This window comes from Lachnoclostridium sp. An169 (genome assembly GCF_002160525.1).
Taxonomy (GTDB): Bacteria; Bacillota; Clostridia; order Lachnospirales; family Lachnospiraceae; genus Mediterraneibacter; species Mediterraneibacter cottocaccae.
The window spans coordinates 81994-95027 of sequence record NZ_NFKT01000019.1 but is presented as its reverse complement, the minus strand read 5'-3'; the positions used below and the strand labels follow the sequence as shown (position 1 = coordinate 95027).

Genomic DNA, 13034 nt, shown 5'->3' with positions numbered 1-13034 from the left:
TTAAAAGTGGATAACTTCGGAAGAATAGCAAGTGTTGTGGATAACTTATTTTTTCTTATGAAATTCATTGGCATATGGCAGGCAAAAATATTTCACCGTTTAAAACTGCCGGCCGACAAACAGTGTTTACAAATCGGCATTTTTTTGGTACAATTGAACGACTGGGAAGAGACTTAAAGGTGATATATATGGAAGAGAAGATCAAAGTATTAGGGGTAGAGCTGGACTGCCTGACTGCGAAAGAAGCCATGATCAACGTGCTGCAGTTCTTTGAAAACGATGCCCTGGATGCGGTGGAACTCATATCCATGAACATGCTCATGAATGGACAGGATGATCCGCAGTGGCAGGAGATGACGGGCAGGCTCCAGATGCTTCTGCCGGGAGAGGCGGAGATCCTCGAGGCGGCACAGGTCGGTGACAGAACAAAAGTCAAAGATGCAGGAGAACGCACGTTTCTGAAAATGTTTATGAAATATCTGCAGAAGAGCCATAAGAGAGTATTTCTTCTGGCAGAGTCGGAAGAAGAGATGCTCCGGGTGGAGGATGCGGTACGTCATTTCAACCGTGGAATCCGTTTCACCGGACATGCACTGCTTCAGCCGCAGGACAATCTGGAAGAGAATGTAATCAATGACATTAACGGAACTGAGACTGATTGTATCCTTTCGGTGCTTCCATCTCCCTATCAGGAAGAGTTCATCGCCCGGAACCGGCCGCTGCTCAACGCAAAGGTCTGGCTGGGATGCGGGAGTGCTCTCTGGCAGAGCTATGATGAACGCAAGCTGTCAAAGCGGATCCGGCATTTTTTCCTCTGCAGGATGTTCCGGCGTTCGGTGGAACTCCAGCAGCGCGAAGAGAGATGAGGAAAAAGCGCCTTTGTGTAGAATGTATAAGGGTGAAATTGTGAATTTTTTGTAAAAGATTTGAGGAAATGCATAAAAAAAATGGATTTCCTCTTTCTTTTTTTGCTGTTTTGCCTTAGTATAGAATTTGTATATGAGAACGGAATATTTTTTCGGGTGTAAAATTTGTGAAAAGTGTACATGGAATAGCCCGGGAACTGGAGGGAAAAGGATGATTTCGAATCAGATACTACAAAACACGATTGAGGGATTAAAGGGAATTTCCAGAATTGACTTCTGCGTGCTGGACACGGAGGGAAAAGAGCTGGCATCTACTTTTGAGGCGCAGGGGTTAAGCAGCGCGGTGCTGCCCTTTGTGGAGTCTCCGGCGGACAGCCAGGTGATTCAGGGGTGCCAGTTCTTCAAGATCTTTGACGAGCAGCGCCTGGAGTATGTGCTCCTGGCAGACGGCGAGAACGAGGATGTCTACATGGTGGGCAAGCTTGCGGCATTCCAGATCCAGAGTCTTCTGGTAGCCTATAAAGAGCGGTTTGACAAGGATAATTTCATCAAGAACCTGCTGCTTGACAACCTTCTTCTGGTAGATATTTATAACCGCGCGAAAAAATTACATATTGACACAGAAGTAAAACGTGTTATCTTTATTATTGAAACATCGCACGAGAAGGATAACGCCGCGCTCGAGAATGTGAGGAATCTTCTTGGCGGGAAATCCAAAGATTTTATCACCGCTGTGGATGAGAAGAATATCATCGTGGTGAAGGAACTTTCCGAGAAGGATGGCAACAAAGAACTCGAGAAGATGGCTGCCGATATGATGGAGACACTTAAGAATGAGGGAGGCGAAGAGCATATCCGTATAGCATACGGCACCATTGTGGGCGATATCAAGGAAGTTTCCAAATCGTACAAGGAAGCGAAGCTTGCCCTTGACGTCGGCAAGATCTTCTTTGACGAGAAGGATATCGTGGCGTTTACGACTCTTGGCATCGGACGTCTGATCTATCAGCTTCCGATTCCGCTGTGCAAGATGTTTATCAAAGAGATTTTCGAGGGGAAATCTCCGGACGAATTTGACGAGGAGACATTGACGACGATCAATAAATTCTTTGAGAACAGCCTTAATGTGTCAGAGACGTCCAGGCAGCTTTATATTCACAGAAATACTCTTGTATACAGACTGGACAAGCTCCAGAAGAGCACCGGTCTGGATCTTCGCGTCTTTGAGGATGCGATCACGTTCAAGATCGCGCTGATGGTCGTGAAGTATATGAAATACATGGAATCGCTGGAGTACTGATCTCCGGAAGAACGGGGCCGCTCCGGGAGGGAGCGGAGGCTCTCTGCGGTCCGGTATATATATTACCAGGAGTATGAATAATTAGGAGGCACATATGATTGAATTAAGAAACGTAAAGAAGGAGTATTCCAAGGGAAATGCCGCCCTTAACGGAGTCTCTGTGAAGATCGAACGTGGGGAATTCGTCTTCATAGTCGGGGACAGCGGTTCCGGAAAGTCTACTCTGATCCGTCTTATTATGAAGGAGCTGAATCCGACCGAGGGAACCATCATCGTGAACGGACAGAATCTGAATCGTATGAGACATCGCAATATTGCGAAGTACCGAAGGGGGCTGGGAGTTGTCTTTCAGGATTTCAGACTTCTGAAAGACAGAAATATCTATGAGAATATCGCTTTTGCCCTGCGGGTGACGGAGACGCCGACAAGGATCATCAAGAAGAAAGTTCCGGCGGCGCTCTCGCTTGTAGGTCTGGCGCAGAAGTACAAGTCTTTCCCGAGGGAGCTGTCCGGAGGAGAGCAGCAGCGCGTCGCGATCGCCAGGGCAATCGTGAATGAACCTGCCATTTTGCTGGCTGATGAGCCGACAGGAAACCTTGATCCCACGAATTCATGGGAGATCATGAGTCTTCTGAAAGAGGCGAACGAGAGAGGAACAACGGTGCTTGTCGTTACGCACAACCAGGAGATTGTCAATGAGATGAACGAGCGTGTGATTACGATGAGACAGGGCGTAATTGTCAGTGATGAACAAAAAGGTGGGTATATAGATGAGGATTAGTACATTAGGATACGTAGGAAAGCAGGGAGTCAAGAATATCTGGCGCAACAAGATGTTTTCACTCGCGTCCATTGCCACGATGTCAGCGTGTATCTTCCTGTTCGGACTGTTTTTTTCGATACTTGTAAACTTTCAGTATATCATAAGGATGGCGGAAGAGGGAGTTGCCATCACAGTGTTTTTCGATGAGGATGCCACCGACGAGCAGAAGAAGGAGATCGGGGATCAGCTTAGAAAGAGAGAGGGAGTTGCCGACGTTGTCTACGTCTCTGCGGACGAGGCATGGGAGGAATTCCAGGAGCAGTATTTCGGGGACAACCCGGAACTTGCCGAAGGGTTCGCGGATGACAACCCTCTTGCCACTTCGGATAACTATGAGGTCTATATGGAGACAACGGACGACGATGAGAGTATCATTGCAAAGAGCCGTTCCCTCTCGGAGACCCAGGAAGAACTGGTTCAGTTCGCCCAGAGCCTGGACGGAGTCCGCAGTGTAAACAAGTCGGATGTGGTGGCAAATACGCTTTCCAGCATCAACCTTCTGGTGGCGTATGTGTCTATTGCGATCATTGCACTCCTTTTCGGTGTTTCCATCTTCCTGATCAGCAATACCGTAACGATGGGTATCACTGTCCGGAAGGAAGAGATCGCCATTATGAAATACATCGGGGCAAAAGACTTTGTTGTCCGGTCTCCGTTCGTGATCGAGGGTCTGATCATCGGACTGGTCGGCGCGGCGATACCGCTCGGACTTCTTTATGTTCTCTATGAGCGGGCGGTGACGTACATTATGACAAAGTTCAGTATCCTGCAGAATATTATTGATTTCCTTCCGGTTGGAACGGTATACCGGTATCTGCTGCCGATCGGCCTTGCCATGGGTATCGGCATCGGATTTCTGGGAAGTTTCTTTACTGTACGCAAGCACCTCAAGGTATAGGAGGAAGCCCTATGAGAAAACGGATGAGAAGAACAGTATGCGCGGCGATGGTTTTTATACTGTGTGCAGGTTCCGTGATGCGCGTAAGTGCAGATGAAGTACAGGAAGCCCAGGAGAAGGTGGAGGACGCCGAGAATGAAGCTCAGGCTCTGGAACAGCAGAGACAGGAAGCGGAGGCGGACCATGAGTCACTTTCGGCCAGGCTTGACGGCATTATAGCCGATATGAACGAGACTCAGGAAAAACTTACGGCAAAAGAGGCTGAGATCGAGGCTGCGGAGGAAGAACTGATCCAGGCCCGTGTGGATGAAAATGAACAGTATGAAAGTATGAAAATCCGCATAAAATTTATGTATGAGAGCGGAGGTATCGGGATGCTTGAAGTCCTGATGCAGAGCCAGAGCATCGGTGAATTCCTGAACAACGCGGAGTATGTGACACAGCTTTCCGAGTATGACAGGAACGAACTGATCCGCTATCAGGAGACGGTAAAGCAGGTGGAGGAGAAGGAAGCAGCCCTTCAGACAGAGTATGAGGAGCTGAATGTACTTCAGACCAGCCTTGTTTCGCAGCAGGAGGAAGTGCAGACTCTTCTGGAAAGCAATGAGGCTCAGCTCGCCGAGATCCAGAGCCAGATCGACGCCAATGCCGAAAAACTGGAAGAACTCCGCCAGGAGGCCGAGGATGCAAAGCGCCGTCAGGAGGAAAAAGAGGCACAGGCAGCACAGGCGGCACAGAACGGAGGCTATTCCGGTTCCTATACCGGCAATGTGGTAAGCGGAAACGGGTACTTTACTCATCCCTGCCCGGGAATGACCCGGCAGTCCAGTTATTTTGGGGAGGTGCGGTCTTTCAGTTCCACGCCCCATGCCGGAAATGACTACGCGGCTCCCGTGGGGACGCCTACATATGCGGCGGCATCAGGAACCGTCATCACGGCAACTTACAGTAACACAGCCGGAAATTACGTGGTGATCAGCCATGGAAACGGACTGGTGACAAAGTACATGCATCATGTGAATATCTGCGTGAGTGCAGGACAGCATGTGGAAAAAGGACAACAGATAGGCTGGGTTGGAAGCACCGGAAGATCTACAGGACCCCATCTCCATTTCCAGGTGGAGGAAAACGGGACGCCGGTGAATCCGGACAAATATCTGTAACAGGTATCAGGAAAGAGGGAGGACAAAGCAGAGAAAGTGTTCTGCTTTGTCCTTTTTTTGAAAACAGAAAAGACAGGAGCAGAAAATATGAATCATGAAAACAGAAATCATGAAGATGAGAACAGAGAGACAGAAGGAAAGGAAGTGAATGCCGATTCCGGCGTGCGCAGTAGTGCATCCGGCGGGGAGAAAACAGACGACCGTTTCAGAGCCGGGATCCTGGCAGGGCTGGCGGCAGCACTGGTAATCCTTATCTGTATCTGGGGTGTCTGGACAATTGCGGACAGAGTACATGGAAGCTTTGCCACCGGTGAGATTACGGAGAAGGACGTGGCAGACAAACTGGATCAGCTTAACGCGCTGATTGACAAGTATTATCTGTATGAGGATGAGATCGACGAGGATGCGCTGATTGACGGCATATATTCCGGTTATGCGGCGGCCCTTGGAGATCCCTATACGGTTTATTACGGCGAGGAGGAGACAAAGGCTCTGTTCGAGTCCACCAGCGGAGAGTTTTCCGGAATCGGTGCGACCATGAGCCAGGCGGCCGGCGGCGGAACGATCACGGTGACCGACGTATATGAGGACTCCCCGGCGGATAAAGCGGGAATGAAGGCAGGGGATATCCTCTGTCAGGTGGATGACAAACCGGTTGACGGCGAGAGTCTTGAAACAGTCGTATCCTGGGTAAAAGGGGAAAAAGGCACGGAAGTTACGCTCTATGTGGAGCGGGACGGAGAGCAGCTTGAACTGACGGCAGTCCGCGATACTATCGAGATGCAGACCGTTGAGTACGAGATGAAGGAGGATCAGATCGGTTATATTGCGGTAAGCGAGTTCGATGAAGTGACATATGACCAGTTCAAAGAGGCGCTGGATGATCTGGAAAACCAGGGGATGGAGGGTCTTGTGATTGACCTGAGAAACAATCCGGGCGGAAACCTGGATACCGTGACAGATATGCTCAGGCTTCTTCTTCCGGAAGGAACTATCGTTTCGATAAAAGATAAGGACGGGAATTCAGAAGAGCTTACATGCGACGGGGAAAATGAATTTACGAAACCCCTTGCCGTGCTTGTCAACCAGTACAGCGCAAGCGCGTCCGAGATCTTCAGCGCCGCCATCCAGGACTATGGCACAGGCAGGATCGTGGGTGTGACAACCTACGGAAAAGGAGTTGTCCAGCAGCTCATCACTCTTGGCGACGGCACCTGCCTGAAACTCACCATTGCGGAATATTTTACTCCCAGCGGCAGGAGTATCAACGGAACAGGCGTGGAGCCGGATGTGGAAGTGCAATATGTATACGACGCAGATAATCCGGAGGGGGATAATCAGCTTGATGCGGCGATTTCCACAGTGAGAGAAGAGATGGAGTAAAGAAGTATCAAGTTGAAGGGGGAAACAAATCTGATATCGGAAAATTTCAAAAAAATTCCTCTTGCAATTTCAAAAAGCCTGTGGTATTATTGGAACCAAGTTTTAACAGACTAAAGTGTTAAAATTGGCAAAGGCTGTGAACAAGACTCTTATATTCAGAAACTGACAGGAAGTTGGCGTCACCGACTGAGAGCGCCGGACAGCGGAGGATATAACGGGAACACTTGGGAGCTGACTGTCTGAACTTAAGTAGGGCAGTACGTGTAGCATACGTTACATGCAAAAGAGAGGAACCCTGATCACTTGGCGAGGTGTTTTCGAGCTTAGTCAGGGGTTCAATGCGGGTGGTACCGCGGATTTTATCTTGATAATTTCCGTCCCGGGATACTTAAGTATCCCGGGACTTTTCGCGTTCAGGCAATGATTCGTATAGGGCGAAAGCCCGCGACCGAGATGAAGCGAAGCGGAATCGAGGTTAGCACGGCGCTCCAGAGCGTCTGAACAGAAGAAGTCCCGGGGTGAGCATCTGAAAGGAGAAACAATCATGGAGCTTGTAAAAGGAGTAAAAAAAGAGGAAACACTGGAAATTGGCGAACTGCTCGCTGAAGGCATGAGCGGGAAAGAGGTAAAGGTAAACGGAGCCGTACACACGATCCGCGATATGGGAAATGTGGCGTTTGTAATTCTCCGCAAGAGAGAGGGTCTGCTGCAGTGTGTATATGAGGAAGGTGTGACGAAGTTCGACCTCAAAGAACTGAAGGAAGCTGATACGGTAGAAGTGACGGGAACGCTGACAGAGTCGGAGAAAGCGCCGAACGGAATCGAGATCCGTCTGGACACGGTGAAAGTTTTAAGCGAGCCTGCAGAACCCATGCCGCTTCCCATCTCCAAGTGGAAGATGAACACTTCCCTTGAGGCGAAACTGAACTACCGGGCAATTTCCCTGAGAAATGTCCGCGAGCGCGCGAAGTTCCGAATTCAGGAAGGCATCGTCAGAGGATTCCGGGATTTCCTTTATCAGGAAGGATTTACGGAGATTCACACGCCGAAGATCGGGGCGAAGAGCGCCGAAGGAGGAGCGAACCTTTTCCGTCTGGACTATTTCCACAGACCGGCGGTCCTTCAGCAGAGCCCGCAGTTTTACAAGCAGATGATGGTCGGCGTATTTGACCGGGTGTTCGAGACAGCGCCGGTATTCCGGGCGGAGAAGCACAATACGAAACGCCATCTGAACGAGTACACCAGTCTCGATTTCGAGATGGGATATATAGACGGATTTGAAGATCTGATGGGAATGGAGACTGGATTTCTCCAGTACACCATGAAGCTGCTGGAGAAGGAGTACGCAAAAGAGCTGAAGCTTCTCTCCGTCGAACTGCCGAAGACAGACGAGATCCCGGCTGTGAGATTTGACGAGATCAAGCGCCTCGTCTCCGAGGAATACGGCAGAAAGATCAGAAGCCCCTACGACCTGGAACCGGAGGAAGAAGTGCTGATCAGCAGATATGCAAAGGAAAAATGGGATGCAGACTTTGTCTTTGTGACACATTATCCCTCAAAGAAGCGCCCCTTCTATGCGATGGACGATCCGGAGGATCCCACATACACCCTGAGCTTTGATCTGCTCTTCCGGGGAATGGAGATTACTACAGGCGGCCAGAGAATCCACGACTACAACATGCTGCTTGAGAAGATGGAAAAGCGTGGCATGACAGAGGAAGGAATGGAACAGTATTTAAGCGCATTCAAACACGGAATGCCGCCTCACGGGGGACTGGGCATCGGAATGGAGCGTCTCACCATGAAACTGGTGGGAGAGGACAACGTCCGCGAGACAACCCTTTTCCCGAGAGATTTAAGCAGACTGGAACCATAGTAACGGACAGAAAGGCGGTTTGACATGGCAAATAAAATATCAGACGAAACCATTGAATATGTAGGCATTCTTGCAAAACTCGAGCTCTCGGATGAGGAGAAGGAAGCGGCGAAGGCCGATATGGAAAAGATGCTCGACTATATTGATACTCTCAATGAACTGGACACCACGGGGATTGAGCCTATGTCCCACGTATTTCCGGTGAACAACGTGTTCCGGGAGGACGTGGTCACAAACGGAGACAATCACGAGGAGACTCTGGCGAACGCACCTCAGCGGAAGGAAGACAGCTTTGAGGTGCCGAGGACAATCGGGTAGATCAGAGAAAGGCGGCAGAAAATATGGAATTATTAAAACTGACTGCCCTTGAACTGGGCAGGAAAATACAGGCCGGAGAAGTTTCGGTTAAAGAAGCGGTCCGCGCTGTGATAGAACAGATCAGAGAAGCAGAACCCCTTATCCACAGTTACGTGACGGTGGACGAGGAGGGAGCCTTCGCGCAGGCGGAGGAAATACAGAAAAAAATTGATGCGGGAGAACTTACCGGTCCTCTGGCGGGAGTTCCCGTTGCGGTGAAAGACAATATGTGTATTAAGGGACAGCTCACAACGTGCAGTTCCAGGATCCTTTCCAATTTTAAACCGACCTATACGGCGGAAGCAGTGGAAAACCTGAAGAAGGCGGGAGCGGTGATCATCGGAAAGACCAACATGGATGAGTTCGCCATGGGAAGCACGACAGAGACTTCCTGGTACGGACCGACCATGAACCCCCATAACACAGAGCATGTGCCGGGCGGTTCGTCCGGCGGTTCCTGCGCAGCGGTGGCAGCACAGGAATGCTATTACGCTCTGGGATCGGATACCGGCGGTTCCATCCGTCAGCCCAGTTCTTTCTGCGGAGTGGTCGGAATGAAGCCGACCTATGGAACGGTATCCCGCTACGGGCTTGTGGCATACGGTTCTTCCCTTGACCAGATCGGACCGATCGCCAAAGATGTGTCAGACTGCGCGGCCATCCTTGAGGTGATCGCTTCCCACGACACAAAAGACAGCACATCGGTTGCCCGGGAGGATTATGATTTTACTTCCGCCCTTGTGGAGGATGTAAAGGGCTTAAAGATCGGCATTCCCAGAGATTACGTGGGGGAGGGCCTCGACGAAGAAGTGAAGAAGGCGGTTATGGATGCGGCGAAGGTGCTGGAAGCATGCGGCGCTTCTGTAGAGTTTTTTGACCTTGGTCTGGTAAAATATGCCATCCCCGCCTACTATACCATTGCGGCGGCGGAGGCGAGCTCCAATCTGGAGCGGTTTGACGGCGTGAAGTACGGATACCGGACGGAAGAGTACGAAGGTCTCCACAACATGTACAAGAAGACGCGCTCCGAGGGATTCGGCGCAGAGGTGAAGAGAAGGATCATGCTGGGCTCCTTTGTATTAAGCTCCGGCTATTACGATGCGTATTATCTGAAAGCGCTGCGCACAAAGGCGCTGATCAAGAAAGAATTTGACAAAGCATTTGAAAAATATGATATCATTCTCGGACCTGCGGCTCCGACTACAGCCCCGAAGCTGGGAGAGAGCTTAAGCGATCCGATGAAAATGTATCTGGGCGATATCTACACCATTTCCGTCAACCTGGCAGGTCTGCCGGGAATCAGCGTGCCTGTGGGAAAGGACAGCAAAGGCCTTCCGGTGGGAATGCAGCTGATCGGAAATGTATTTGAAGAGAAGACACTGATCCGGGCGGCGTACACCTATGAGTGTGCCACAAAGAAACAGTATGAAGCCCCGGCACAGATCGGAAAGGAGGCGTAGGAGCGATGGCAAAACAGTATGAGACAGTGATCGGTCTGGAAGTTCATATCGAACTGGCGACAAAGACGAAGATTTTCTGCGGATGCAGCACCGAGTTCGGCGGGGCGCCGAACACCCATACCTGTCCGGTCTGCACGGGTATGCCCGGCTCTCTTCCGGTTCTGAATAAACAGGTAGTGGAATATGCCATGGCAATCGGTCTTGCGACAAACTGTAAGATTACCCAGGTGTGCAAGTTTGACCGGAAGAACTATTTCTATCCGGACAACCCGCAGAACTACCAGATCTCCCAGCTCTATCTTCCCATTGCGCGGGACGGATATGTGGAGATCGAGACGGGAAGAGGCACAAAGAAAGTCCGCATCCATGAGATGCACATGGAGGAGGATGCCGGAAAACTGATCCACGATGAGTGGGACGACACTTCCCTTGTGGATTACAACCGAAGCGGCGTTCCCCTTGTGGAGATTGTTTCCGAGCCGGATATGCGCTCCGCTGACGAAGTGATCGCCTATCTGGAAAAACTGCGCATGATCGTGCAGTATCTCGGGGCGTCGGACTGCAAGCTGCAGGAGGGCTCCATGCGTGCGGATGTCAACCTGTCTGTGCGGGAAGTTGGAACAGAGACGTTCGGGACAAGGACAGAGATGAAGAACCTGAACTCTTTTAAAGCGATCAGCCACGCTATCGAGGGCGAGCGGGAGCGTCAGATCGAGCTCCTTGAGGCGGGAAAAGAAGTGGTTCAGGAGACCCGCCGCTGGGATGACAACAAGGAACACTCCTATGCCATGCGTTCCAAGGAGGACGCCCAGGACTACCGGTATTTCCCGGAGCCGGACCTTGTGCCCATCGTGATCAGCGACGAGTGGATTGCGCGGATTAAGGCACAGCAGCCGGAACTGCGTTCGGAGAAGCTGGAACGGTATAAGAAAGAGTTCGACATCCCCCAGTATGACGCGGAGATCATAACAGAGTCCAAGAGGATGGCAGACATTTTCGAGGCGACCACCGCTATCTGCGGCAAGCCGAAAAAAGTGGCGAACTGGCTTATGGGCGAGACGTTCCGCCTGATGAAAGAACAGGATATGGAACCCCAGGATCTGAAATTCTCTCCGGAGAACCTGGCGAAACTGATCGATCTCGCCGATGCGGGAACCATCAACAGTTCCGTGGCGAAAGATGTGTTTGAGAAGATCTTCTTCGAGGATGTTGATCCGGAGAAATATGTGGAAGAGAACGGCCTGAAGATGGTAAACGACGAAGGCGCCCTCCGGGAGACGGTGGAGCGTGTGATCGCGGAGAATCCCCAGGCTGTGGCAGATTTCAAAGGCGGCAAGGAGAAAGCGCTTGGAGCCATGATGGGACAGACCATGAGAGCCATGAAAGGCAAGGCAAATCCTGGAAAGGTGCAGGAACTTCTGAGAGAACTGCTCTCATAATTAGCACTCCGGGCTTGACAGTGCTAAAAATATTTGCTATATTACAGATAGAACAAAAACCACAGAGGCGGAGATCCTGTGCGTCATGTTCAGTTGATTTCTGATCCCCGGGAGTGTTCCCGGGGGTTTCCTATGTGTGAAAGAATCTGCGCAGGTGGAAACGGGATATTTCCGGACAGAAATCAGCCTGCAGATTTCAGATAGAAACAGCAGAGAAATGTCAGTATAACAGGAGGGTGATGAGGATGGCAGCAAAGAGAGATTACTACGAGGTGCTCGGCATCAGTAAAAGCGCCGATGCGTCAGCGATAAAAAAAGCATACCGTAAACTGGCGAAAAAGTATCACCCGGATACTAACCCAGGAGATGCGGATGCTGAGAAGAAATTTAAGGAAGTTACAGAAGCATATAATGTATTAAGCGACCCCGAAAAGAAGAAACTTTATGATCAGTTCGGCCATGCGGCTTTCGACCAGACGTCAGGAACTTACGGCGGAGCAGGAGGAGCATATTCCGGCGGTCCGTTTTCCGGCGGAACATACCGTCAGACTTATGGCGGCCCGGGAGGCGGATACACGGAGTATCACTTTGAAGGCGGCAATATGGACGATATGTTCAACGATATATTCGGCGATATTTTCAACCACGGCGGAACCGGAAAGCGCCAGAGTTCCGGATTTGGCGGATTTTCAGGCAGTGGATTCAGCGGGAAAAACTACGGTGGGAACAGCGGATTTTACGGAGGCTTCGGTCAGGACAGTTTCCGCTCAAAGGGTTCCGATCTGAATGCGGAAGTTACCGTAGGCTTTGACGAGGCGGCTTTCGGATGCGATAAGGTAATCCGGATCCAGAGCCCGGACGGCAAGGGCGGCACGCAGTCGCTTAAAGTCCACATCCCTGCGGGAATCGATACGGGAAAGAGTATCCGTCTGAAAGGGAAAGGGAATCCGGGGGTCAACGGCGGTGAGAACGGCGACCTCTTCCTGAAAGTAAAGGTCGCTGAAAAACCGGGATTTGAACGGAAGGGAATGGACGTCTATACGACGGTTTCCGTACCGTTTACAACCGCAGTGTTCGGCGGCGAGGCTGTGGTGAACACTCTGTACGGCAACGTGCTCTGCAAGATCCGTGAGGGCACCCAGTCCGGAACGAAGATCCGCCTGAGAGGCAAGGGGATTGTCTCCATGAAAGATCCACAGGTACACGGTGACCAATATGTGACCGTGCAGATCGACGTGCCGAGGAATTTAAGCGCCGAGGCAAAACAGAAATTAAGAGAATTCGAGGCTGTGTCTGCAGGACGCGCCAGAACAGCATAATAAAAAGGCTCCCTGAACGGTGCCGTGAGAGATTTTTTTCAGAAGCATCTCTCACGCACCGTTTTTCTTTTTAATATCTTCTTATTAACACATCCCTCGGTTGCTTTCACCGGACGAATTTGTTATTATGGTCTTATCGGGAAACCGAAA

At 50.7% G+C, this 13034-nt stretch carries 11 protein-coding genes; all 11 read left to right on the top strand.

Going from position 1 to position 13034, the window contains the following annotated elements:
* Nucleotides 1-188 precede the first annotated feature (188 nt).
* The 11 genes from B5F07_RS13810 to B5F07_RS13760 all read left to right on the top strand — a co-directional run bounded on the left by B5F07_RS13810 (nt 189) and on the right by B5F07_RS13760 (nt 12884).
* The gene (locus tag B5F07_RS13810; RefSeq protein ID WP_087161870.1) at nt 189-866 is read left to right on the top strand and encodes a WecB/TagA/CpsF family glycosyltransferase; all 678 of its coding nucleotides are present in this window, start codon (nt 189-191) and stop codon (nt 864-866) included.
* 211 nt (nt 867-1077) lie between these two features.
* Nucleotides 1078-2166 (top strand): PucR family transcriptional regulator, encoded by a 1089-nt coding sequence (locus B5F07_RS13805; protein ID WP_087161863.1) that lies wholly within the window; start codon nt 1078-1080, stop codon nt 2164-2166.
* A gap of 94 nt (nt 2167-2260) precedes the next feature.
* A complete protein-coding gene (ftsE, locus tag B5F07_RS13800; protein WP_087161862.1) occupies nt 2261-2947 on the top strand; it encodes a cell division ATP-binding protein FtsE in 687 nt (228 codons plus the stop codon).
* Nucleotides 2937-3887: a permease-like cell division protein FtsX gene (ftsX, locus tag B5F07_RS13795; protein ID WP_087161861.1), complete on the top strand. Its 951-nt coding sequence runs from the start codon at nt 2937-2939 to the stop codon at nt 3885-3887. Before ftsE ends, ftsX begins: the two co-directional genes overlap by 11 nt.
* Before the next feature lie 11 nt (nt 3888-3898).
* A complete protein-coding gene (locus B5F07_RS13790; RefSeq protein WP_087161860.1) occupies nt 3899-5050 on the top strand; it encodes a murein hydrolase activator EnvC family protein in 1152 nt (383 codons plus the stop codon).
* Between the two features lie 87 nt (nt 5051-5137).
* Nucleotides 5138-6433: a S41 family peptidase gene (locus tag B5F07_RS13785; protein ID WP_087161869.1), complete on the top strand. Its 1296-nt coding sequence runs from the start codon at nt 5138-5140 to the stop codon at nt 6431-6433.
* A gap of 544 nt (nt 6434-6977) precedes the next feature.
* The gene (gene aspS / locus B5F07_RS13780) at nt 6978-8309 is read left to right on the top strand and encodes an aspartate--tRNA(Asn) ligase (RefSeq protein WP_087161859.1); all 1332 of its coding nucleotides are present in this window, start codon (nt 6978-6980) and stop codon (nt 8307-8309) included.
* A 24-nt stretch (nt 8310-8333) separates the two neighbouring features.
* Entirely contained in the window at nt 8334-8627 is a 294-nt protein-coding gene (gene gatC, locus B5F07_RS13775) for an Asp-tRNA(Asn)/Glu-tRNA(Gln) amidotransferase subunit GatC (protein ID WP_087161858.1), read from the top strand.
* Nucleotides 8628-8650: 23 nt separating this feature from the next.
* The gene (gatA, locus tag B5F07_RS13770; protein WP_087161857.1) at nt 8651-10126 is read left to right on the top strand and encodes an Asp-tRNA(Asn)/Glu-tRNA(Gln) amidotransferase subunit GatA; all 1476 of its coding nucleotides are present in this window, start codon (nt 8651-8653) and stop codon (nt 10124-10126) included.
* 5 nt (nt 10127-10131) lie between these two features.
* Entirely contained in the window at nt 10132-11565 is a 1434-nt protein-coding gene (gene gatB, locus B5F07_RS13765; RefSeq protein WP_087161856.1) for an Asp-tRNA(Asn)/Glu-tRNA(Gln) amidotransferase subunit GatB, read from the top strand.
* Nucleotides 11566-11810: 245 nt separating this feature from the next.
* Nucleotides 11811-12884: a DnaJ C-terminal domain-containing protein gene (locus B5F07_RS13760; RefSeq protein WP_087161855.1), complete on the top strand. Its 1074-nt coding sequence runs from the start codon at nt 11811-11813 to the stop codon at nt 12882-12884.
* Nucleotides 12885-13034 lie beyond the last annotated feature (150 nt).

Coding starts and splice junctions, on each gene's coding strand:
- gatB (WP_087161856.1), top strand. CDS start 10,132: ATGGCAAAACAGTATGAGACAGTGATCGGTCTGGAAGTTCATATCGAA.
- B5F07_RS13760 (WP_087161855.1), top strand. CDS start 11,811: ATGGCAGCAAAGAGAGATTACTACGAGGTGCTCGGCATCAGTAAAAGC.
- ftsX (WP_087161861.1), top strand. CDS start 2,937: ATGAGGATTAGTACATTAGGATACGTAGGAAAGCAGGGAGTCAAGAAT.
- B5F07_RS13810 (WP_087161870.1), top strand. CDS start 189: ATGGAAGAGAAGATCAAAGTATTAGGGGTAGAGCTGGACTGCCTGACT.
- ftsE (WP_087161862.1), top strand. CDS start 2,261: ATGATTGAATTAAGAAACGTAAAGAAGGAGTATTCCAAGGGAAATGCC.
- aspS (WP_087161859.1), top strand. CDS start 6,978: ATGGAGCTTGTAAAAGGAGTAAAAAAAGAGGAAACACTGGAAATTGGC.
- B5F07_RS13785 (WP_087161869.1), top strand. CDS start 5,138: ATGAATCATGAAAACAGAAATCATGAAGATGAGAACAGAGAGACAGAA.
- B5F07_RS13805 (WP_087161863.1), top strand. CDS start 1,078: ATGATTTCGAATCAGATACTACAAAACACGATTGAGGGATTAAAGGGA.
- gatC (WP_087161858.1), top strand. CDS start 8,334: ATGGCAAATAAAATATCAGACGAAACCATTGAATATGTAGGCATTCTT.
- B5F07_RS13790 (WP_087161860.1), top strand. CDS start 3,899: ATGAGAAAACGGATGAGAAGAACAGTATGCGCGGCGATGGTTTTTATA.
- gatA (WP_087161857.1), top strand. CDS start 8,651: ATGGAATTATTAAAACTGACTGCCCTTGAACTGGGCAGGAAAATACAG.